This is a genomic window from Xenorhabdus griffiniae (assembly GCF_037265215.1).
Lineage (GTDB): Bacteria > Pseudomonadota > Gammaproteobacteria > Enterobacterales > Enterobacteriaceae > Xenorhabdus > Xenorhabdus griffiniae.
Window position 1 is genome coordinate 1,805,664 of sequence record NZ_CP147737.1, and the last position, 23,304, is coordinate 1,828,967.

15 protein-coding genes are annotated in these 23,304 nt (G+C 42.9%); 11 read left to right on the forward strand and 4 right to left on the reverse strand.

Annotation, left to right across the window (positions count from 1 at the left end; all coding sequences use genetic code 11):
* The first annotated feature begins 51 nt into the window (after positions 1-51).
* The 8 genes from cmoM (at position 52) to WDV75_RS08085 (ending at position 12,117) form a co-directional block, all read left to right on the forward strand.
* The gene (cmoM, locus tag WDV75_RS08050) at positions 52-837 is read left to right on the forward strand and encodes a tRNA uridine 5-oxyacetic acid(34) methyltransferase CmoM (RefSeq protein WP_273557291.1); all 786 of its coding nucleotides are present in this window, start codon (positions 52-54) and stop codon (positions 835-837) included.
* Positions 834-2,156: a chromosome partition protein MukF gene (gene mukF, locus WDV75_RS08055; RefSeq protein WP_273557292.1), complete on the forward strand. Its 1,323-nt coding sequence runs from the start codon at positions 834-836 to the stop codon at positions 2,154-2,156. The genes cmoM and mukF overlap by 4 nt, the downstream gene beginning before the upstream one ends.
* A complete protein-coding gene (gene mukE, locus WDV75_RS08060; RefSeq protein WP_273557293.1) occupies positions 2,137-2,859 on the forward strand; it encodes a chromosome partition protein MukE in 723 nt (240 codons plus the stop codon). The genes mukF and mukE overlap by 20 nt, the downstream gene beginning before the upstream one ends.
* Entirely contained in the window at positions 2,856-7,319 is a 4,464-nt protein-coding gene (gene mukB / locus WDV75_RS08065) for a chromosome partition protein MukB (protein ID WP_273557294.1), read from the forward strand. The genes mukE and mukB overlap by 4 nt, the downstream gene beginning before the upstream one ends.
* Before the next feature lie 171 nt (positions 7,320-7,490).
* Positions 7,491-8,204, forward strand: a complete 714-nt coding sequence (gene aphA / locus WDV75_RS08070) for an acid phosphatase AphA (RefSeq protein WP_273557295.1) — start codon at positions 7,491-7,493, stop codon at positions 8,202-8,204.
* A gap of 425 nt (positions 8,205-8,629) precedes the next feature.
* Positions 8,630-10,348, forward strand: coding sequence for a L,D-transpeptidase (gene ldtD, locus WDV75_RS08075; protein WP_273557296.1), 1,719 nt, complete (start codon positions 8,630-8,632; stop codon positions 10,346-10,348).
* 542 nt (positions 10,349-10,890) lie between these two features.
* A complete protein-coding gene (locus WDV75_RS08080; protein ID WP_273557297.1) occupies positions 10,891-11,439 on the forward strand; it encodes a YcbK family protein in 549 nt (182 codons plus the stop codon).
* 45 nt (positions 11,440-11,484) lie between these two features.
* Positions 11,485-12,117, forward strand: coding sequence for an MBL fold metallo-hydrolase (locus WDV75_RS08085; RefSeq protein WP_273557298.1), 633 nt, complete (start codon positions 11,485-11,487; stop codon positions 12,115-12,117).
* A gap of 69 nt (positions 12,118-12,186) precedes the next feature.
* On the opposite strand, the gene WDV75_RS08090 is transcribed toward WDV75_RS08085, so the two are convergent.
* The 4 genes from WDV75_RS08090 to pncB all read right to left on the reverse strand — a co-directional run bounded on the left by WDV75_RS08090 (position 12,187) and on the right by pncB (position 17,869).
* On the reverse strand, positions 12,187-13,377 hold the full coding sequence (locus WDV75_RS08090; protein ID WP_273557299.1) for an amino acid aminotransferase: 1,191 nt from the start codon (positions 13,375-13,377) through the stop codon (positions 12,187-12,189).
* A 241-nt stretch (positions 13,378-13,618) separates the two neighbouring features.
* The gene (locus tag WDV75_RS08095; protein ID WP_273557301.1) at positions 13,619-14,725 is read right to left on the reverse strand and encodes a porin; all 1,107 of its coding nucleotides are present in this window, start codon (positions 14,723-14,725) and stop codon (positions 13,619-13,621) included.
* A 308-nt stretch (positions 14,726-15,033) separates the two neighbouring features.
* The gene (gene asnS, locus WDV75_RS08100; RefSeq protein WP_189759282.1) at positions 15,034-16,434 is read right to left on the reverse strand and encodes an asparagine--tRNA ligase; all 1,401 of its coding nucleotides are present in this window, start codon (positions 16,432-16,434) and stop codon (positions 15,034-15,036) included.
* A 220-nt stretch (positions 16,435-16,654) separates the two neighbouring features.
* Positions 16,655-17,869 carry a nicotinate phosphoribosyltransferase gene (gene pncB / locus WDV75_RS08105; RefSeq protein WP_273557302.1) on the reverse strand — a complete coding sequence of 405 codons (1,215 nt, stop codon included), beginning with the start codon at positions 17,867-17,869 and terminating at the stop codon, positions 16,655-16,657.
* Positions 17,870-18,195: 326 nt separating this feature from the next.
* On the opposite strand from pncB, the gene pepN reads away from it, so the two are divergent.
* From pepN to WDV75_RS08120, 3 genes are all read left to right on the forward strand, one after another.
* Positions 18,196-20,814 (forward strand): aminopeptidase N, encoded by a 2,619-nt coding sequence (pepN, locus tag WDV75_RS08110; protein ID WP_273557303.1) that lies wholly within the window; start codon positions 18,196-18,198, stop codon positions 20,812-20,814.
* A gap of 310 nt (positions 20,815-21,124) precedes the next feature.
* A complete protein-coding gene (gene pyrD, locus WDV75_RS08115; protein WP_273557304.1) occupies positions 21,125-22,135 on the forward strand; it encodes a quinone-dependent dihydroorotate dehydrogenase in 1,011 nt (336 codons plus the stop codon).
* Positions 22,136-22,293: 158 nt separating this feature from the next.
* On the forward strand, positions 22,294-22,845 hold the full coding sequence (locus tag WDV75_RS08120; RefSeq protein WP_273557306.1) for a cell division protein ZapC: 552 nt from the start codon (positions 22,294-22,296) through the stop codon (positions 22,843-22,845).
* The last annotated feature ends 459 nt before the right edge of the window (positions 22,846-23,304 follow it).

Consider the following 23,304-nt stretch of genomic DNA (forward strand, 5'->3'; position numbering starts at 1 on the left):
TCATTACTCAATAGATAAATTAAATTTAGCTTATAAGTGGGGCGGTTTTTCATGCGGGATCGCAATTTCGATGATATTGCAGACAAATTTTCGCGTAATATTTACGGCACAACCAAAGGTAAAATCAGGCAGGCCGTTGTCTGGCAGGATATTAACGAATTGCTGAATCATTTGCCTCAACGTCCTTTGCTCATTTTGGATGCGGGGGGCGGTGAAGGTAATATGGCCTGCCAGTTAGCTGAATTGGGACATCAGGTCATACTTTGTGATTTATCAAAAGAGATGATCCAGAGAGCGGAACATAACGCCGAAGAACGGGGTGTTCTCGCTCAGATGCAATTTATTCAAAGCCCGGTACAGGAAATTCACCAGCATATTGAACAGCCCGTTGATCTGATTTTATTTCATGCTGTCTTGGAATGGATCACCGACCAAAAAAATGTAATAGAAACATTGGAAGATATGATAACGCCCGGTGGTGCACTTTCATTAATGTTTTATAATGCGAATGGGCTGGTCATGCGTAATGCTATCTTGGGTAACTTTCATTTGGCGACGCCTAATATTCAGCGTCGTCGAAAACGCTCTCTATCGCCACAAAATCCATTAATACCAGAACAGGTATATCAATGGCTAACTGAACTTAAGATGGAAATAACAGGTAAAACAGGCGTGAGAGTTTTTCACGATTATTTGCAAAGTCGTCAATTACAAGACACAAATTTTCCGGCGTTGCTTGAACTTGAACAGCGTTATTGCAGACAGGAGCCCTATATCAGCCTGGGGCGTTACATTCATGTGATGGCACGCAAGCCTACCTTAAAGAGCGAATTATGAGTGAATATTCCCAGACGGTTCCTGAACTTGTGTCCTGGGCCAGAAAAAATGATTTTTCAATTTCGTTGCCACCAGAACGCTTGGCTTTTTTGCTGGCTATTGCCGTATTAAACAGTGAACGGCTTGATGGTGAAATGAGTGAAGGGGAGCTGGTGGATGCCTTTCGTGAAGTCTGTAAAGGTTTTGAGCAGACTTCGGAAGCGGTATCCGTCAGGGCAAATAATGCCATTAATGATATGGTGCGCCAGAAGTTACTTAACCGTTTTACCAGTGAATTGGCGGATGGCAATGCCATTTATCGCCTGACTCCACTGGGAATTGGCATCAGTGATTATTACATCCGCCAGCGTGAATTCTCCACGTTGCGTCTTTCTATGCAGTTATCTATCGTTGCTAACGAATTGCACAGGGCAGCGGAGGCAGCCGAAGAAGGGGGCGATGAATTGCATTGGCACCGCAATGTTTTTGCTCCTCTTAAATATTCTGTCGCTGAAATTTTTGACAGCATCGATATGTCCCAGCGCTTGATGGATGAACAGCAAAACAGTGTAAAAACTGATATCGCCGCACTACTCAATCAGGATTGGCAGGCGGCCATCGCTAATTGTGAACAACTGTTGTCTGAAACCTCCGGCACGTTGCGGGAACTTCAGGATACTTTGGAAGCGGCGGGCGATAAATTGCAGGCGAATCTATTACGTATCCAAGCCGCAAATATGGACAGCGGCGGTTCTGAGTTGGTCGATAAACTGGTTTTTGATTTGCAAAGCAAACTGGATCGCATTATCAGTTGGGGGCAACAAGCTATTGATTTGTGGATAGGTTATGATCGCCATGTTCACAAATTTATCCGAACTGCCATTGATATGGATAAAAACCGCATTTTTGCCCAGCGCCTTCGTCAATCTATTCAACACTATTTTGACAGTCCGTGGACCTTGACAGTCGCTAACGCAGAACGTTTTCTGGATATGCGTGATGAAGAGCTGACTCTGCGTAATGAAGAGGTAATGGGAGAGTTACCGCCAGAAATGGAATACGAAGAGTTTAGTGAAATCAATGAACAATTAGCTGAAATGATAGAGCAGGCGCTGGCGGTTTACCAGCAGGCAAAACTTCCTCTGGATTTGGGGGCTGTACTGCGCGACTACCTTGTCCAGTATCCACGTAAACGCCATTTTGATGTGGCACGTATCTTGGTGGATCAAGCGGTCAGGTTGGGGGTTGCAGAAGCGGATTTCTCTGGTTTACCGGCGGAATGGTTAGCGATTAATGATTACGGAGCCAAGGTACAGGCACATGTCATCGACACATATTGAACAACTTATGCCAGTGAAACTGGCTCAGGCATTATCCAATACACTTTTCCCTGAATTAGACAGTCAACTGCGTGCAGGGCGCCATATTAGTCTGGATGATCTTGATAATCATGCTTTTCTGATGGATTTTCAGGAAGAGTTGGAAATGTTTTATGCGCGTTATAACGTCGAGTTAATCCGTGCACCAGAAGGTTTTTTCTACCTGCGTCCCCGTTCGACGACGCTGATCCCGCGCTCTGTGTTGTCTGAATTGGATATGATGGTAGGTAAAATCCTGTGCTACCTTTACCTTAGCCCAGAGCGCCTGTCTAATCAGGGGATATTTACCTTTCAGGAACTGTACGAAGAATTATTGTCATTGGCAGACGAAAATAAGTTGGTGAAATTAGTGAACCAACGTTCGACTGGTTCAGATCTGGACAAACAGAAATTGCAGGAAAAATCGCGTACAGCTTTAAACCGCTTACGCCGTCTGGGTATGGTTTATTTCCTGCAAAACGACAGTAATAAATTTACGATTACTGAAGCGGTATTTCGCTTCGGTGCAGATGTACGCAGCGGTGATGACCCACGCGAGGCACAATTACGGATGATCCGTGATGGTGAAGCCATGCCAATAGAAAGGGAAACATCGCAGGAAGATAATGAACATGAAGAAGCATCAGGGCATTCAGCAGAAGGTACGGAGGATGAGCAGTCATGATTGAACGCGGTAAATTTCGCTCACTGACGTTAGTTAATTGGAATGGTTTTTTTGCCAGAACGTTTGATCTTGACGAACTTGTGACAACGTTATCCGGCGGTAATGGTGCTGGTAAATCAACCACAATGGCAGCCTTTGTCACTGCATTGATCCCTGATTTAACATTGCTCCATTTCCGCAATACGACAGAAGCGGGGGCAACTTCAGGTTCACGTGATAAAGGGTTGCACGGTAAGTTACGGGCAGGTGTTTGCTACTCCACGCTGGACGTGGTTAATTCACGCCATCAACGGATCATCACCGGAGTCCGTTTACAGCAAGTCGCAGGACGTGATCGAAAAGTTGATATTAAACCCTTTATGATTCAGGGCGTTCCTGCGTCGATTCAGCCAACGCAGTTATTGACTGACAATATCAACGAACGTCAGGCGCGGGTGCTGCCGTTAAATGAACTAAAGGAACGCCTTGATAAGATGGAAGGCGTTCAGTTCAAACAATTTAACTCGATTACCGATTACCACGCCCTGATGTTTGATTTGGGTGTGATCCCAAAACGTTTGCGTTCAGCGAGTGACCGCAGCAAGTTTTATCGTCTGATAGAAGCATCATTATATGGCGGAATTTCCAGTGCGATTACCCGCTCATTGCGTGATTACTTGTTACCGGAAAACAGCGGTGTCAGAAAAGCATTTCAGGATATGGAAGCCGCATTGCGTGAAAATCGCATTACGTTGGAAGCTATCCGTGTCACCCAATCCGACCGTGATCTTTTCAAGCACCTTATCACAGAAGCTACGGCTTATGTGTCTGCTGACTATATGCGTCATGCCAACGAACGCCGCGTTCATCTGGATGAGGCATTGGCTTTGCGCAGTGAATTATTTGGCAGCCGCCGCCAACTGGTCGCTGAACGATATCGCCATGTTGAAATGGCGCGGGAACTGGGGGAACAAAGCGGAGCCTCTTCTGATTTAGAAATGGATTATCAGGCGGCCAGTGATCACCTGAATCTGGTTCAAACGGCGATGCGTCAGCAGGAAAAAATCGATCGCTACCAATCTGATATTGAAGAGCTGATCTACCGACTGGAAGAGCAGAGCGAAGTTGTAGAAGAGGCGAGAGATCTTCAGGCGGAATATGAAGCCACATGTGAAGCGGCAGAACAAGAAGTTGATGAACTGAAAAGCCAGCTTGCTGACTACCAACAAGCGTTGGATGTACAGCAAACTCGCGCTATTCAATACCAGCAAGCATTGCAAGCATTAGAGCGTGCCCGTGAACTTTGCCAGCTTCCCGAACTGTCGATAGAAAATGCCGACGAATGGCAGGAAACCTATCAGGCCAAAGCGCAGCAAGCGACAGAGACGTTGCTGGCGTTGGAACAGAAATTGAGCGTTGCTGACGCAGCGCATAGTCAGTTTGAGCAGGCTTACCAACTGGTAAAAAGTATTATTGGTGAAGTGAGCCGTAGTGAAGCCTGGCAAGCTGCTCGTGAAGCATTGCGTGAATGGCCATCCCAGCGTCATCTGGCTGAGCGCGTCCAACCTTTGCGTATCCAATTGACCGAACTGGAACAACGCCTGAACAGTCAGCAAAATGCAGAACGTTTGTTGGAAGAGTTTTGTAAGCGTCATAATCAGCAACATCAGGCAGAAGACCTGGAGGCGTTACGGGGTGAACTGGAAGCTCAGTTGGAAGAATTGAGCCTGGGCGCCAATGAAAGTGGTGAACGTCGTATTCAAATACGTCAGGAATTTGAACAGCTCAAGCAAAAAATTCAAGGGCTGACCGCACGGGCACCGGTGTGGTTGGCGGCACAGGAAGCCTTGCAGCAGCTGAGTGAACAATGCAATGAAACATTCGAAAATAGTCACGATGTGACTGAATATATGCAGCAATTGCTTGAGCAAGAGCGTGAAATTACAGTCGAACGTGATGATATTGCGGCACAGAAACGCGAACTGGAAAAACAGATTGAACGTTTGAGCCAACCAAGTGGTGCCGAAGATAGCCGATTGCTCGCATTGGCAGAGCGTTTTGGTGGTGTTTTGTTGTCTGAAATTTATGACGACATTACCATTGATGACGCGCCTTATTTCTCCGCATTGTATGGTCCTGCACGTCACGCAATTGTCGTGCCTGATCTCTCACTACTTCGTCCACATCTGGAAACATTGGAAGATTGCCCGGAAGATCTCTATTTAATTGAGGGCGATCCACAGTCTTTTGATGACAGCGTCTTCCATTTTGAAGAGCAGGAAAACGCGGTTCTGGTGAAATCATCCGATCGCCAGTGGCGTTATTCCCGTTATCCTGAAGTTCCATTATTTGGGCGGGCAGCAAGAGAAAGTCGTCTGGAAGCACTTAGCCTTGAGCGTGATACGCTGGCAGAGCGCTACGCGACACTTTCGTTTGATGTGCAAAAAGTTCAGCGTGCGCATCAGGCTTTCAGTCGTTTTGTCGGTAAACACCTTTCTGTTGTGTTTGATGATGATCCAGAAGCAGAAATTCGTCGTCTGAGTCAGCGTCGTACTGAATTGGAGCGTGAGTTATCGCAATTTGAAACCCAGGCTCAGCAACATCAGCAGAAGCTGGTTCAGGTGAAAGAGAGCCTGTCACTATTAAATCGCCTGATTCCACAAATGACGATTTTGTTGGATGAAACCCTGTTTGAGCGCGTGGAAACCGTCCGTGAAGAAATGAGTGAGGCTCAGGAAGCCGCGCGTTTCCTGCAACAACACGGTAATGCGTTGGCTAAACTTGAACCGTTGGTTTCGGTCTTGCAAAGTGATCCACAGCAACATGAGCAGTTGCAGAAGGATTATGAGGCCGTGAAACAGAGCCAGAATCAGGCTAAACAACAAACCTTTGCCTTGACGGAAGTAGTGCAACGCCGTGCGCATTTCAGCTATAGCGACTCTGCCGGTATGCTTAACGAAAATGCCGACTTGAACGACAAATTGCGCCAACGCCTTGAACACGCAGAATCTGATCGTAGCCGTGCGCGTGAAAAATTGCGTCAGCAGCAAGCACAATGTGCGCAATTTAACCAAGTCTTGGCATCACTGAAAAGTTCTTATGACACCAAGCAAGACATGTTAAAAGAACTTGAGCAGGAGCTGAAAGATATTGGTGTCCAGGCAGATGCTAATGCCGAAAGCCGTGCCCGTGAACGCCGTGATCAGCTTCACGCCGCTGTGAATGCTAACCGTTCCCGCATTAACCAGCTTGAGAAACAGATCGCGTTCTGTGAAGCGGAAATGGAAAACCTCCAGAAAAAATTGCGTAAATCTGAACGTGATTATTACCAGAAATGTGAGCAGGTGGTTTCTTCCAAGGCGGGCTGGTGTGCCGTTATGCGTATGGTGAAAGACAATGGCGTTGAACGTCGCTTACATCGTCGCGAACTGGCTTATATGGATGGTGATGAGCTGCGTTCAATGTCGGATAAAGCGCTGGGGGCATTGCGTCTGGCTGTGGCCGATAATGAACATCTGCGCGATGCGTTGCGTTTATCCGAAGATCCAAAGCGTCCTGAGCGTAAGATCCAATTCTTTGTGGCGGTTTACCAGCATCTGCGTGAACGTATCCGGCAGGATATTATTCGAACGGATGATCCAGTCGATGCCATTGAACAGATGGAAATTGAATTGGCACGTTTGACGGAAGAATTAACCGCCCGTGAGCAGAAACTGGCAATCAGTTCCAAGAGCGTGGCAAATATCATTCGCAAAACCATTCAACGTGAACAGAATCGCATTCGTATGCTGAACCAAGGGTTACAGGCGGTTTCTTTTGGACAGGTTGGTGGTGTGCGCCTGAATGTGAATGTGCGTGAAAGTCATTCCCTGTTGTTGGATGTGCTTTCTGAACAGCAGGAACAGCATCAAGATCTGTTCAACAGCCAGCGTCTGACTTTCTCAGAAGCGATGGCAAAACTTTATCAGCGCCTGAACCCGCAAATCGATATAGGACAGCGTTTGCCTCAGACTATTGGTGAAGAATTACTGGATTACCGCAATTACCTTGAGCTGGAAGTTGAAGTCAACCGAGGTTCGGATGGCTGGCTAAAAGCGGAAAGTGGGGCACTTTCTACCGGAGAAGCGATTGGTACGGGGATGTCCATTCTGGTCATGGTTGTACAGAGCTGGGAAGAAGAATCACGTCGTCTGCGTGGTAAAGATATTTCTCCGTGCCGACTGCTGTTCCTTGATGAAGCTGCCCGATTAGATGCGAAATCCATTGCAACGCTGTTTGAGTTATGTGAACGTTTGCATATGCAGTTAATTATCGCTGCACCGGAAAATATCAGTCCAGAAAAAGGGACAACTTATAAACTGGTACGTAAGATTTTCAATAACCAGGAACATGTACATGTTGTTGGGTTGCGTGGTTTTGGGCAAGATATTCCGGTTACTGAGCAATCACAAATACAGGCACAACCTGTGTTACAAGAATAACTTTATCATTGAATGATATTTCTTCTAAGAAGGGGGGCGTATTATGCCCCTTTCTTAATTGGGATAGAACTTGTTTGAATATTTGTCTCCTTGTGCGGTATGTCTCGTTTTGATGTGGTGATAAAGTTTACTATTTCGCACCGTTACTACTAATGTGAAAAAGGAATAACGATGCGTAAAGTTACCCTGCTATTTAGTACAATTGTGCTTGCTTTTGGTTTGAACAGCATGGCACAAGCAAAAGTATTTATGCCTGAGCAAGTTGCTTCAGGTGTTTCTGTGGCAGATTTAGCTCAACGTCATGCGGTACATTGGGTATCTGTAGAGCAGATTAAGCGCAGCCTACAAAACCAGCCAGCAATGGCAGTAGGTTTTGATATCGACGATACCGTACTGTTTTCAAGTCCAGGTTTTTATCGTGGTAAATCGGAGTACTCACCTAATGACAATAGTTATCTGAAAAATCCGGCATTTTGGGAAAAAATGAATAATGAATGGGATAAATTCAGTATACCCAAGAAGATCGGCATTGAACTGGTTCAGATGCACTTAAAGCGGGGGGATGATATTTATTTCATTACAGCGCGTACAAAAACTAAGACAGAGGCAGTGACCAAATACTTACAGGAAGACTTACATATTCCAGCCGATAAAATGAATGCCGTTATTTTTACGGGTGATGAACCAGGTAAAAATAACAAAATTCGTTGGATGAAAGAGCATAATTTGAAGATTTATTATGGCGATGCAGATACTGATATTGCTGCCGCTCGTGCATTGAATATTCGTGGGATCCGTATTCTGAGAGCATCAAACTCGTCTTATCAGCCCCTGCCTAAAGCTGGCCGCTTTGGAGAAGAAGTCGTTATTAATTCTGAGTATTAATCTTAAAATTCAATGCAATATACTCTGATTAAAGGCACTAAAGGTGCCTTTTTCTTTTTTTATACGCGTTACCTTTCAAGTTACTCATTATAAGACAACAATATGTATCTTGAGGTGAGATGGGTATAAGCCATTATAATTTAAATTTTATTTTCTTATACGCATTAAACTTCAAGTTGTAATTTACAACACGATATGAAACCTGATTTTTTCCCGCTTCGCGGGGAGAAATTACACGCATCTTGAAGTTAGGTTGGTATAGATTTTATTTCAGCTGGTGAAATAAAATTTGATTAGCGAGTCATCCTATCTTAAGCAGTAATTAGGTATATAATTACCAGTATTCTTTCTGATAAAATGAGTCTGCGGATAATTATAATAAGTCATTGGATAGCTGCATATATAATAAGGTGAGGTGAGCTCTTATGGTGAAGAACACGGTCAGGTTACTGAAAGTTTCTTTTATCTGTAGCACATTGGCGGTATCAGAAGGTACTTTTGCAAATCAACAAAATGGACTGTCATCAGGTGGTATACAACCACTACCCACAGAGCCAAAAAAAGCAGGTTCTGTTATTTCGACGGATAAAGTAGTTCCTATTTCTCCGGTGAATTCTATTGATGAAAATCGAAAACAGTTACAGAATTGGTTGCCACAACAAGTAAAACCGATATTTCCTGAACGTTTGGCAAATTTATATGCTAACAATAAAATGCAACCATTATGGTCAGATAAAAAAGCCATTAAGCAATTTGAAGATCAATTAGTTGAAATGTCGCTAGCGGGTTTTCAACCTCAATTTGAAAAATGGCTGATACAACTTCATTCTCCTGAATTAAGTGAAATGGGGCGTGATGTTATCTTATCTGATGCTATGTTAGGTTATCTCCATTTTATTAGTAATGTTGATAAGAAAGGGAGTTCGTGGTTATATAGTCAAACGCCTTATAAGATTGAATTACCCCCGTCCCATTTAATTAATACATGGCAGCAGCATATCAATAACAATAATACTTTTTCTTATATTACGAGTTTATCACCGAATCATCCTTTGTATGAAAATATGCGTAATGAGATGTTGGCACAATTATCTGCTCAACAGCCATGGACTGATTTTTCATTTCAAGGAACTCTAAGGCCAGGACAAAGTAGTGAAAGTGTTATTGCATTAAGGAATATATTGTCTCGTTTAGGGGTATTGGATTTATCTGCTACCAAATCCGATAATAGAGTTTATGGAAAAGAATTAACAGCGGCTGTAAAATATTTTCAAGCCCAGCACGGATTGTCAGCCGATGGGGTTATTGGTAAATCCACTAAAACATGGTTAAATACGACACCACAAACCCGTGCTCGTATTATGGCATTGAATATCCAACGATTACGAATTATTCCTGGAGATGTTCCCACCGGTATTTTAGTGAATATTCCTAATTACTCACTTTTCTATTACTTAGACGGTAAAGAAGTATTGAGTTCTAAAGTTGTTGTTGGGCGTCCCAGCCGAAAAACACCTATCATGAGTAGTGAACTAAATAATGTGGTGATCAATCCTCCGTGGAATGTACCCACCAGCATGACTCGCAAAGATATTGCACCAAGGGCGATGCGTGACTCCAGTTATTTTCGTACACGTGGTTATACGGTATTTTCCAGCTGGAGTAATGATGCAAAAGTTATCGATCCTTCATCGATTAACTGGAGCGTAATAACACCAAATAATTTTCCTTATCGTATTAGGCAGGCACCAGGCCCAACTAATTCATTGGGACGTTTTAAATTTAACATGCCAAATTCAGAAGCCATTTATTTGCATGATACACCTAATCAAGCTTCTTTCAGCCGAGAAATGAGGGCCATTAGTTCTGGTTGCGTACGTGTCAATAAGGCACCTGAATTGGCGAATATGCTGTTGAGCGATGCAGGTTGGGATAAAACTAAAGTTAATAGTTCATTGAAAACCTGGTCAACAAAATATGTTAATATTCCCAAAAAAATTCCGGTGTTCCTCTATTATCAAACAGCGTGGGTTGATAAGGGAGGGAAAGCACAATATCGAGATGATATCTATGATTACGATATGAATGCAAGGCGATATTCAGAGTCACTTTCCAGGCTCTTGGTAGCCAGAAATGATTTATAATTTCTTCCGTTACTAATAAGACGCAAAGAAATCAAATTGGCATTAATATATATTGTATACCAATCTAACTTCAAGATGCGTGTGATTTCTCCCCGAGAAGCGGGGAGAAATCAGGTTTTATATCGTGTTGTAAATTGTAACTTGAAGTTTAATGCGTATACATAGAGAAGGAAATAATGTTTTATTCTCTGTTATCTTTTGTTACCCATTATTTTAAAAGTGTTTTTTCACTATGGTTTTTTTAATGAGCTGTTTTGTTATTGATTATAACTTTAATTATGTTAAGTAGATCACAATAATAAGCCGATAAATTTACAGTAAAATACAAAATCATTTGAAACTATTTTTTATTTTCTGATGTCTTATTAGTCGATTAAGTTGAGTTATAAAAGCATTTATACCAATATAACTTCAAGATGCGTGTGATTTCTCCCCGCGAAGCGGGGAAAAATCAGGTTTCATAGAATGCTGTAAATGGCAACTTGAAGTTTAATGTGTATAGGCAATATTAATACATTAAAGAATAGCAGGGCATATTATCCATGAATAACATTGACCACGATCGCCGAAAGTGGCTCGGTATAAGTGTGGCCGCATTGGGATTAGGTTTATTACCTCAATCGGTTTTAGCTGCATTGACAACGCCACGTCCTCGAATTTTACGTTTTGATAACTTGCATACCGGAGAAACACTCAAAGCCGAATTCTTTGATGGTCATCGGTATAATAAATCAGAACTAGCCCGCCTGAATTATTTATTCCGCGATTTTCGGCAAAATAAGGTTAAAACCATTGATCCGAAATTATTTGATCAAATTTATTTATTGCAAATGCTGATGGGAATAAATAAACATGTTCAATTAGTTTCGGGTTATCGTTCCTTGGCAACAAATAATATGTTGCGTCACACCAGTGGTGGCGTGGCAAAACACAGTTACCATACCCGTGGACAAGCCATGGATTTTCACATTGATGGTGTTCAGCTTACGCATATTCGTAAGGCTGCATTGAAAATGCGGGCAGGGGGAGTAGGGTTTTATCCAAAGAGTAATTTTATTCATATTGATACAGGCCCGGTCAGGACGTGGTAATCTTATTACCAACAATGAGTCTTGATTGTGGAGTGAAACAGTATAATGAAATACCACATTATCCCCGTTACGATGGCGATGCAAAATTGCACATTGATTTGGTGTGAAGCAACTCAGGAGGCGGCGATTGTTGATCCTGGTGGTAATGCTGAACAACTTATCGCTGAAATAGAGCGACGTGGGCTGAAAATCACCCAAATTTTGCTGACACATGGTCACTATGATCATGTTGGTGCTACTGTCGAAGTCGCGCAGCATTTTGGTGTGCCTGTTTACGGGCCACATAAGGGAGATGCTTTTTGGATAGAAAGTTTGGAAATTCAATGCCAAATGTTTGGCGTTGAACCATGCCCCTCTTTTACGCCTGATCGTTGGCTCGATGAAGGGGATACACTAAAAATTGGCAGTATTGAGTTATCCGTTTTGCACTGTCCGGGGCATACACCGGGGCATATTATCCTTGCTAACCACACCGATAAAGTCATCTCAATGGGAGATGTATTGTTTAAGGGCAGTATTGGCCGTACGGATTTTCCGGGCGGAAACTATGATGAGTTGATCCAATCTATTAAGGAAAAAGTATTGCCATTGGGGGACGAGTATCAATTCATTCCCGGTCACGGTCCAATGTCAACATTAGGGCATGAGCGGAAGACCAATCCATTTTTACAGGATTAATCGCAAACGTCTTTCTTGCCAGATAATGTAAGAAGATAAAAGCCGCTTTGTCAGCGGCTTTTGAGAAACTCAGAGTATTGCAACGATAGCTTCACACAGAGGAACCATATTCTCCAGTGTCAGACCCGCTACGTTGATACGGCCAGAGCTAACCGCGTAAATCCCATATTCTTCACGCAGGCGATCAACTTGATCTTTAGTTAATCCACTGAATGAGAACATACCATTTTGTGTGCTAATAAAGCTAAAGTCTTGCTTCGCGCCTTTTTCTTGCAAGGTATTCACAAACAGTTGGCGCATACGCTGAATGCGTTCACGCATGGTTGCCAATTCCTGAATCCATTCGGCTTTCAGGTCATCATTGGACAGAATGGTTGTCACAACAGAAGCACCGTGCGCCGGTGGGTTAGAGTAATTGGTACGCACAATGGATTTTGCCTGGCTGAATGCCTTTTCTGCGGTATCGCTGTCTGCTGCAACGATGGTGCAGGCACCAACACGCTCATTGTACAACCCAAAGTTTTTGGAATAAGAACTGGCAACGATTAGCTCATTGTGGTTTCTGGTAAAAATACGCAGACCTTCTGCATCTTCATCCAATCCTTTGGCAAAGCCTTGGTACGCAAAGTCGAATACGGGCAGCCAGCCATTTGCAGCAGATAAATCTGCCAGTTTCTGCCATTGTTCAGCGGTTGGATCAATACCCGTTGGGTTATGGCAGCAGCCATGCAGCAGAACAACATCACCTGCTTGTGCTTCAGACAAACTTGCCAACATGCCTTCGAAATCTAAGGCATGACTTTCTGCATCGTAATAGTTGTATTCGCGGATCTCCAAGCCAGCACTGGAGAAAACGCCTTTGTGGTTTGGCCAGGTTGGGTTGCTGATCCAGACACGTTTTGCATTGGTCTGTTTAGCAATAAAGTCAGCGGCAATACGTAGTGCGCCAGTTCCGCCTGGGCTTTGTACAGTACGGGCGCGTTTGTCAGTGACGATAGGGCTGTTTTTGCCGAAAAGCAGTTCTTGAGTGACGCGGCCAAATTCAGGTAATCCACTAATTGCCAGATAATTTTTAGTCGTTTCGTTTTCCAGCAGGAACTTCTCTGCTTTTTTAACAGTAGTCAGAACAGGGGTTTTACCCGTTTCGTCTTTGTAGACGCCGATACCTAAGTTAATTTTATTTTCACGGGGATCTGCTTTAAAGCTATCTGCTAAACCAAGAATCGGGTCGGCAGGCGCTGCTGTGATTTTTTCAAACATTTTTTTGATTCCAAGACTCGGAGAGTTAAGCCCAAAATAAGTGATACGCTGCTCAGGGTAACCTTAAGAAATCTATTTGCCAACTACTTGTAGCAAAAAGAATAAAATCTTGTGAAGTAGTTTACGGAGTGAAAAAAAGAGCCTGAAAAAACAGAGAGGTAAAATGTAAAAAGCAGCGCCGGAGCGCTGCTTTTTTGAGATAGACTGATTAGCTTTTCGCTAAACAGTGTATCAACAGTAATTAGAACTGATAAGTCAGACCAACACCGAATACGTTGCGAGCGTTTGCGTCTGTACCTTCATTTTTGTCCAACAGGTTGATTTTGTAATCAACATAGGTAGACAGGTTTTTGTTAAAGTAGTAGTAAGTACCTACAGAAACATATTTAACCAGATCAGCGCTGTGGCGTTTTTCGCCTTCACCCAAGTCTTTGCCTTTAGACTGAACGTAAGCCAGAGATGGTTTCAGACCGAAATCAGAGAACAGGTATTGTGCAACCAATTCGATATTCTGAGTTTTATTAGCGATACCTTTCGCTTTAACACCATCAATCACTGCTGAACCAGAAGTCATGTTACGGGTTTCGCCGTACATTGCTGCTAGGTATACGTTGTTAGCATCGTATTTAGCACCGATGTTCCATGCTTCAGCGCGTTCACCTTTAGCATAGATATCATTCCACTGACCATTTGCACGAGTAGAATTAGCGTAAGAACCACCAACAGTGATACCGTAACCTACGTTATAGGTGGTAGCCAAACCGTAGCCATCGCCATTTGCTGTATCGCCGCTACGACCATTTTTGGTGCGCTCGCTGTTTTGACCTTGGTATTGCAGGGCAAAGTTCAGACCGTCAACCAGACCGAAGAAATCAGTGTTACGGTAAGTTAACAGACCAGTAGCACGGCCAGTCATGTAGTTATCAGTGTGAGACATGGAGTCGCCACCGAAGATTGGCAGTACGTCAGTCCATGCGTTAACGTCATAGTTTACGCCGTAGTTGCGGCCGTAATCCAATGAACCGTAGTTAGCGAATTTCAAACCAGCGAAAGCTAAACGAGTAGCAGTTTCTGCACCATCAGCTTCTGCGCCCTTAGCCTTCAGATTGTATTCCCAACGACCAAAACCAGTCAGTTGGTCAGAGATCTGAGTTTCACCTTTGATGCCGATACGAGCATAAGAGTCGTCGCCATCTTGGCCGCTTCTTTTATCAGCGATTTGGTGACGAACGTCTACTTTACCGTACAGATCCAGTTTGTTGCCGTCTTTATTAAAAATTTCAGCTGCGTTTGCTGTACCAGCAACCAGCAGAGCTGGAATTACCACTGCAAGAATATTGAGTTTCATTATTATTACCCTCATTGGTGTTATCTAGACACCTGCCACTGCCAGAAATAGAACACTAAAAAATTTTGGAACTATTTGTGGGTATCGAGTGTCTTATTAGTCGGCGATCAGTGTTCCATTGGTAATGAATTTTATCTACCCTCAAAATGCTACAAAAGCACAGAATCAGTAACAAAATGAAAATAGATGTTTCGAAATGTAAATTTTAGGGAACTTTTTTAGTGTGCTTTTCGCCATAAAATAAAAAAAGCCAACTTTCGTTGGCTTTTCATCGGATTGATTGTTAGCTTATTTATTAAGCTTATTCATTAGAAACTTGCGTTTCTTGGTGTCCGCGGGAATGGAATAACATCACGAACGTTGGATACGCCCGTAACATAAGCTACCAGACGTTCGAAGCCCAAACCGAAACCAGCATGAGGAACGGTGCCGTAACGGCGCAGATCACGATACCACCAATAATCTTCTTTATTCAGCCCCATTTCTTCCATACGCTGATCCAACCTATCCAGACGCTCTTCACGCTGGGAACCACCAATGATTTCACCAATGCCTGGCGCTAACACATCCATTGCGGCAACGGTTTTACCATCGTCATTCATGCGCATATAGAAGGCTTTAATGTCTTTTGGATAGTTTTTCATGATCACTGGCGCGTTGAAATGTTTTTCTGCCAGATAACGCTCATGCTCTGATGCCAAATCCACACCCCAGAAAACAGGGTTTTCAAATTCCTGACCACAATTTTCCAGAATTTCTATCGCATCGGTGTAGTCCAATTGAACGAAATCTGAATCAACAAATTTTTCCAGACGAGTGATAACTTCGCTGTCAACTCGTTCTGCAAAGAAAGCCAGATCATCTGCACGCTCTTCTAATGCAGCCTTGAAAACATATTTCAGCATGTCTTCAGAGAGTCTGGCGATATCATTCAGATCGGCAAAAGCCACTTCTGGTTCAACCATCCAAAATTCTGCCAAATGACGGCTGGTATTGGAGTTTTCTGCACGGAAAGTGGGCCCGAAGGTATAGATTTTGCTCAATGCACAAGCATAAGCTTCGCCATTTAACTGACCGGATACAGTAAGGAAAGCTTCACGGCCGAAGAAATCCTGGCTGAAATCCACTTCGCCTTTATCTGTGCGTGGCAAGTTTTGCAAATCCAAAGTGGAAACGCGGAACATTTCGCCAGCACCTTCTGTATCTGATGCGGTGATAAGCGGCGAGGATACCCAGAAGAAGCCTTTTTCATGGAAGAAACGATGCAGGGCTTGGGCCAGTGTATGGCGAACACGGGCAACGGCGCCGATCAAATTGGTGCGTGGGCGAAGATGAGCTACTTCACGCAGGTATTCAATGCTGTGGCGTTTAGCTGCCATTGGGTAAGTATCTGGATCATCAACCATGCCAACAACAACAACTTTAGTGGCCTGCAATTCAAAATCCTGTCCTTTACCTTGCGATTCCACCACTGTACCGGTGACTTCAACAGAACAGCCCGTGGTTAAATGTAATATTTCATCCTGATAATTAGGTAAATTATTATTAACGACGGCCTGTAATGGATTAAAGCAGGAACCGTCATAGACGGCGAGGAACGAGATACCAGCTTTAGAATCTCTCCTTGTACGTATCCAACCGCGAACGGTGACTTCGTTGCCAACCGGAACCCGGCCTTGCAGTACATCGACTACAGGCGCTACGCTCATAAATTTCTCTCTTTTGTATATAGTGGATTAATAACTAGATAGATTTACCAAATACTCCCTTAATCAGGGAGCAGATCGTCTATCTTACTTGTCATCTCTCAGGAAACAAGAGGAAATTGCGCGTCTTAATGGAGAAACAGAGGGAAAAGTTGTTTTTTATTTGCGTAACCCGCATGAAGCCGGTTACGCAAAAGATAATCAGACGAGTTATGCCGTTTTTCTAGACCACTTTCTCTATATAGGGAATGTCGAAGGCCCGACGTAACCTGTTGACAAACTCATCATCTTCACAGATGGTTTTTCCGGGGCTATCCGAAAGTTTTGCCACGGGTTTACCATTGCATTCGACCAATTTGATAACGATATTCAGTGGCTTTATGCCTGGAATATTACAGGTCAGTCGTGTGCCAATGCCGAAAACAACATTAATTCTCTTGTGGAAATGGTGATACAGCGCCAGTGCTTTTTGCAGATCCAAGCTGTCAGAGAACACCAATGTTTTCGTCATTGGCTCGATACCCAGTGATTGGTAATGTGCTATGGCTTTTTCACCCCATTCAATAGGATCACCGGAGTCATGACGCAGACCTTGGTAGGCAGTTGCTAATGGTTTGTCAAAGTCTCGCAAAAAAGCATCCATAGTAATACAGTCAGTCAGGGCGATACCTAACTGGTTTGGATATTCATTCAGCCAGGTTTGCAGCGCTGCTCTCTGGCTATTGGCAAGTTCTGGACTAATTTGCTGGTGAGCCTGGAACCATTCATGGGCTTGTGTACCGAGAGGCGGAAGATCAAGCTGTTCTGCCAGTTGATAATTACTACTTCCAATCAAATAAGGGAAACTATTTTTCAGCTCATTGATAATGGCATATTGCACTGCGTATGAAAAACGACGGCGAGTACCAAAATCCATTAATTTAAAACCGGATAGATCGATATTTTTTTCCGCAGCCTCTTTGTAAAACAGTTCAATCAATTTTCTCAGCTGAATAACGGCATCTTCCGGCGTGATTTCAGGTGAGTGATGACGATGAACCAATTCGCTGATCAGAGCAAGCAAAGGCACTTCCCACAAGATAACTTCGTGCCATAAACCGGAAATGCGGATGGCTAATTGCCCTTCATAGGTAACAGAAACGTCGACTTGTTTAGGATTAAAGCGGAATGTTTTGCACCAGTTCAGGTAATCCTCTTTGAAGAACGGCAGGCGAGAAAGATAATCGACTTCGTGTTCTGTCAATGCTAAGTCTGCCATCATGTCGATTTGATGACGTAATGGCTCGGCGTATTCTCCGAGCAGTTCATCACCACGGCAACGAAATTCTGCAACAACAGGAATATTGTTGTAATGGTGGTACACTGCTTGCTGCATGTGAAACTTATAAGCATCAGTATCAAGCAGTGATTTGATAATCGGGGTAGCGTCTAAAGTCATGGCGCGTCAGGCATCCTCGCGGAGCATATTCGTGTCAGCTAAATCGATAAAGTCGGGAGAGTATACCGTGATTATTGGGTTATTGAAGCCATATAGCTACATATATTTTCCCGAATCTAAAGATTAAGGTTAATTTGTTTATAGATAATATCATGTTAAATGAGATATGAGATGACAATTAGCACGAAAGTACTAATATGCTGACTACATCATTTATACTTTTACTTAATAAGTTATTAACATCTAAAAAAAGAGACTTATTGATTGAAAGGAAGATTTCTCTATGGCAGCGTTTATGTTTTTAAAAATAATGGAAAAGGTTCCCTATGACACAACAGCGACTCGTTAAACACCGTCTGGATTATAAAGCGCCAGATTACACAATTACTAACATTGATCTTGATTTTGATCTGGATGCTGAAAAAACAACGGTGACGGCAATCAGTCAGGTAAAACGTCAGGTTAATGACATTACTCCACTGGTTTTGGATGGCGAAAATCTCACATTAAAAAGCATTTATATCGATGATAAAGCGTGGAAGCATTATCAGGAACAGGATGGAAAGTTGCTGATTGAACAACTTCCAGCCCAGTTTACTCTGAAAATTGTGAATGAAATTCACCCGGTAGCAAATACAGCCCTGGAAGGACTGTATGTGTCTGGCGATGCCTTGTGTACCCAGTGTGAGGCAGAGGGATTCCGTCACATCACATATTATTTGGATCGCCCAGATGTTCTGGCTTGTTTTACTACTCGCATTACTGCGGATAAAACCAAATACCCATTTCTGCTTTCCAATGGTAACCGTATTGAGCAAGGAGAGCTGGAGGATGGGCGTCATTGGGTAAAATGGCAGGACCCGTTCCCGAAACCGGCTTACTTGTTCGCATTGGTTGCGGGGGATTTTGATGTCCTGCGTGACACGTTTGTGACCCGCAGTGGCCGTGAGGTGGCACTGGAGCTGTTTGTTGATCGGGGTAACCTGGATCGTGCTGACTGGGCCATGACATCGTTGAAAAACTCAATGAAATGGGATGAAACCCGCTTTGGTCTGGAGTATGACCTTGATATCTATATGATTGTCGCCGTTGATTTTTTCAATATGGGGGCGATGGAAAACAAGGGATTAAACATCTTCAATTCCAAATATGTTCTGGCAAAAACGGAAACGGCGACTGACGAAGACTATCTTGCCATTGAAGCCGTGATTGGACATGAATATTTCCATAACTGGACCGGAAACCGTATTACATGTCGTGACTGGTTCCAGTTAAGCCTGAAAGAAGGGCTGACAGTATTCCGTGATCAGGAATTCAGTTCGGATCTGGGTTCACGTTCGGTTAACCGTATTAAGAATGTGCGTGTTATGCGTTCTGCACAATTTGCCGAAGATGCTGGCCCTATGGCTCACCCTATCCGTCCTGATCAGGTGATGGAAATGAATAACTTCTATACGTTGACCGTCTATGAAAAAGGCGCAGAAGTGATTCGGATGATCCACACCTTATTGGGGGAAGAACAATTTCAGGCGGGTATGCAGCTTTATATCCATCGCCATGATGGTAGCGCGGCTACCTGTGATGATTTTGTGCAGGCGATGGAAGACGCATCAAATGTCGATTTGACCCTCTTCCGCCGTTGGTATAGCCAATCCGGGACGCCTGTGCTGACTGTCCGCGACGAATACGATGCAGAAAAGCAACAATATATTTTGCATGTCAGTCAAATGACATCACCAACAGCAGATCAGAAAGAGAAACAACCGCTGCACATTCCTCTGGATATTGAACTTTATGATGAACAGGGAAGGGTTATCCCGCTGCGTCGTCATGGTCAGCCTGTACATCATGTTTTGAATGTTATTAATGCAGAGCAATCATTTGTTTTCGATAACGTTCCATCACGGCCTGTCCCTTCTTTACTGCGTGAGTTTTCTGCACCAGTGAAATTGGATTATCCATACAGTGATGAGCAACTTTCATTTTTAATGAAACATGCGCGTAATGAGTTCTCCCGTTGGGATGCAGCGCAAGCTCTGCTAACCAACTATGTGAAGCTGAATGTTGTCCGTCACCAAAAATCCCTGCCACTGGAATTGCCAATGCATGTCATTGATGCTTTCCGTGCTGTATTGTTGGATAAAGATATCGATCCGGCTCTGGCTGCATTGATCCTGACTCTGCCGTCTGAAAATGAAGTGGCAGAATTGTTTACGGTGGTAGATCCCAAAGCTATCCATGATGTCATTCGTGCTATGACAAAGGCACTGGCCAATGAAATGGTGGATGAATTCTCTGCGGTTTATCACAGCCTCCAGACAGGCGTATACCGTGTAGAGCATAAGGATATTGCAAAACGTGATTTGCGTAATACCTGCCTCTACTATCTGGCCTTTATTGATACCAAAGAGTTGGCAGATAAATTAGTGGCGGCACAATATTATCACGCTGATAACATGACTGACAGCATCGCTGCCTTATCTGCGGCTGTATTTGCTGAATTGCCTTGCAGTTATCAATTAATGGATGAATTTGATAAGCAATGGCATCAGAATGGTTTGGTCATGGATAAATGGTTCAGGCTGCAAGCCACCAATCCAGCCTTCGATGTACTAGAGAAAGTGCGTGGCTTGATGAAACATCGTTCTTTCAGCTTGAGCAACCCAAACCGTGTTTATTCACTGTTGAGAATATTCTTTAGCAGAAATGCCGTGGCCTTCCATGCTGAAGATGGTAGTGGTTATCAATTCCTGGTGGAAGTGCTAACCGAGCTGAATAACCTAAATCCGCAAGTAGCATCACATTTGATTGATCCATTGATTCGTTTGAAACGTTACGATGAAAAACGTCAGGCTTTGATGCGTGCGGCATTGGAACAATTGAAAGGAATAGAGAACTTATCTGGCGACCTGTTTGAAAAGATTACCAAGGCACTTGAAAGTTAATATGTAACATATTCTTTAGTGATTGTCGGAGAAAACCCCGTTGTTGTTTTAAACGGGGTTTGTTTTTACCTGCATATATATTAATCTAACTTTAAGATGCGTGTGATTTCATATCGTGTTGTCAATTGCAACTTGAAGTTTAGTACATATAGAGAGGACTTTTTTGTTTACTCATATAATGGTAAATTAACGCTCTCTTCCAGCTATCACAATGCAGCAATTATATATGTATGAGATTGCGTATAACTCAAAATGTATCACTGACAATTCTCACGTAAAAACAATCATAAAGAACAATAGGTTAATTTAAATGTATTATTCTCTAGTACGGAAGGCATTGTTCCAGCTTGATCCTGAACAGGCACATGAGCTAACTTTCCGCCAACTCAAACGTGTTGCCGGTACTCCTTTCGAATTTCTTATCCGCCAATCAGTTGCCACTAAGCCCGTGACTTGCATGGGACTGTCTTTCAAAAATCCACTGGGTTTAGCCGCAGGTCTTGATAAAAACGGTGATTGCATTGATGCATTTGGGGCAATGGGCTTTGGGTTTGTTGAAGTTGGTACAGTAACACCGCGCCCGCAAGCTGGAAATGATAAGCCAAGATTATTCCGGGTGGTTGAAGCGGAGGGGATCATCAACCGGATGGGATTTAATAACCTTGGGGTAGATAATCTGGTTGAGAATGTTAAGCGCGCAAAATATGACGGGATTATCGGGATCAATATCGGTAAAAATAAAGATACTCCGGTTGAAAATGGAAAAGATGATTATTTAATTTGCATGGATAAAGTTTATCCTCATGCGGGTTATATCACTATCAATATTTCTTCTCCTAATACGCCTGGCTTGAGGACATTACAGTATGGAGAAGCTTTGGATGATCTTTTGTCTGCGATTAAAAATAAGCAAAGTGAACTTCAGCAAAAGTTCCAAAAATATGTTCCTGTTGCTGTTAAAATCTCTCCCGATCTTTCAGAAGAAGAATTAATAAAAATTGCTGATAGTTTAATGCGTCATCATATTGATGGGGTTATTGCAACAAATACCACATTGGATAGAAAGATTATCGAAGGTTTGAATCACTGTCAGCAGGCAGGAGGGTTGAGTGGACGCCCTGTGCAATTGCGCAGTACAGAGATTATCCGCCGCCTTTCGCAAGAATTAAAAGGTGAAATACCGATTATTGGTGTCGGTGGAATTGATTCACTGGTGGCAGCCAGGGAAAAAATAGAAGCAGGTGCTTCATTAATTCAGATATATTCCGGCTTTATCTATAAAGGACCGAAAATCATCAAAGATATTGTTAATCATATCTGAATATTTGCGATAATTTGGGGGCAGGGGTTTATTTCTGTCCTCAACTCGTCTATATTTTGTTTTATAGATTAAATTTTATCATTTATTTTTAACTTCTTATTTCGCTGGCAAAGCTTATTTTAACTAAAAAAGCTATTTTGAGCATAAAAGGGTAAGCAATGAAAATTAGACCTGATGATCAGTGGCGCTGGTATTTTGATCCTGAGCATAACCGTGTCATGCTCGATCTCGCTAATGGCATGATTTTTCGTTCCCGTTTCCCTGTCAGGCTGTTGACTGATTACGCCGTTACAATGGAAGAAATGTCATTTTCAGTCGATGATGCCGCGCTTTTTTACACTTTTGAAGAACATTTACGTCGCATCAATATGGCTCCTGCGTTTAGCGCTGAATTAGCTTTGAACGGAGTGGTTGCGTTACGTTTTATGAAACCACAAATGCCTAAGAGTTGGTATTTTTCTCATTTTTCTTTGATAGAGAAACCAGAACACGGTGAAATTATTCAGCTTAAGTTACAGAATAGCGGTACTGAAGCACTGTTTATGGTTGCAGAAGTGGGTGACAATGCCAGCTTGTGTTTATTGGCGCAGCAAAAGCTAGAGATGCACGATCGTGTTATGAATTTTTGTGATCCTATTAAGGTCATGAATGATCGTATCATGCCTTATATTGAGCCAACTCAGTCATCGATATATCATAGGGCAATTTAGTGTCATCAGGTTGTTGTGTGCAGAGATATTTATAGTATCACTCCGTGGATTTTGTTTTCCTTCACTTCTCTGTAAAGTCACGGTTATCCGCATCTTATTTCACATAAGCTATTATCTTGATCTCAAAACAGTTTATCTTCAACATATTAGGTAATACTAAAAATCTATTTTCCCTTTAAAGGGATGCGTTGTTTCTATCCATGGAAATTTATGCCGGACTAGCCAAAAATGGGCTATAACCAGTGAAGAAAGAAGGCTGACTCGGAAGGGCAGAATAGTCACAAAATAATGGATATAAAGCTGCTCAAGATATTCTTATGCAGGTATTATCGAATGATTGATATGTTTTATATTTTATTCTCAGGAATGCTATGGTTTGATTTACTTGAAGTTTAATAAATATAGAAAATCAGGCATTATCAATGAAATATTTATTGATTACTGTTTTATTAATGTATT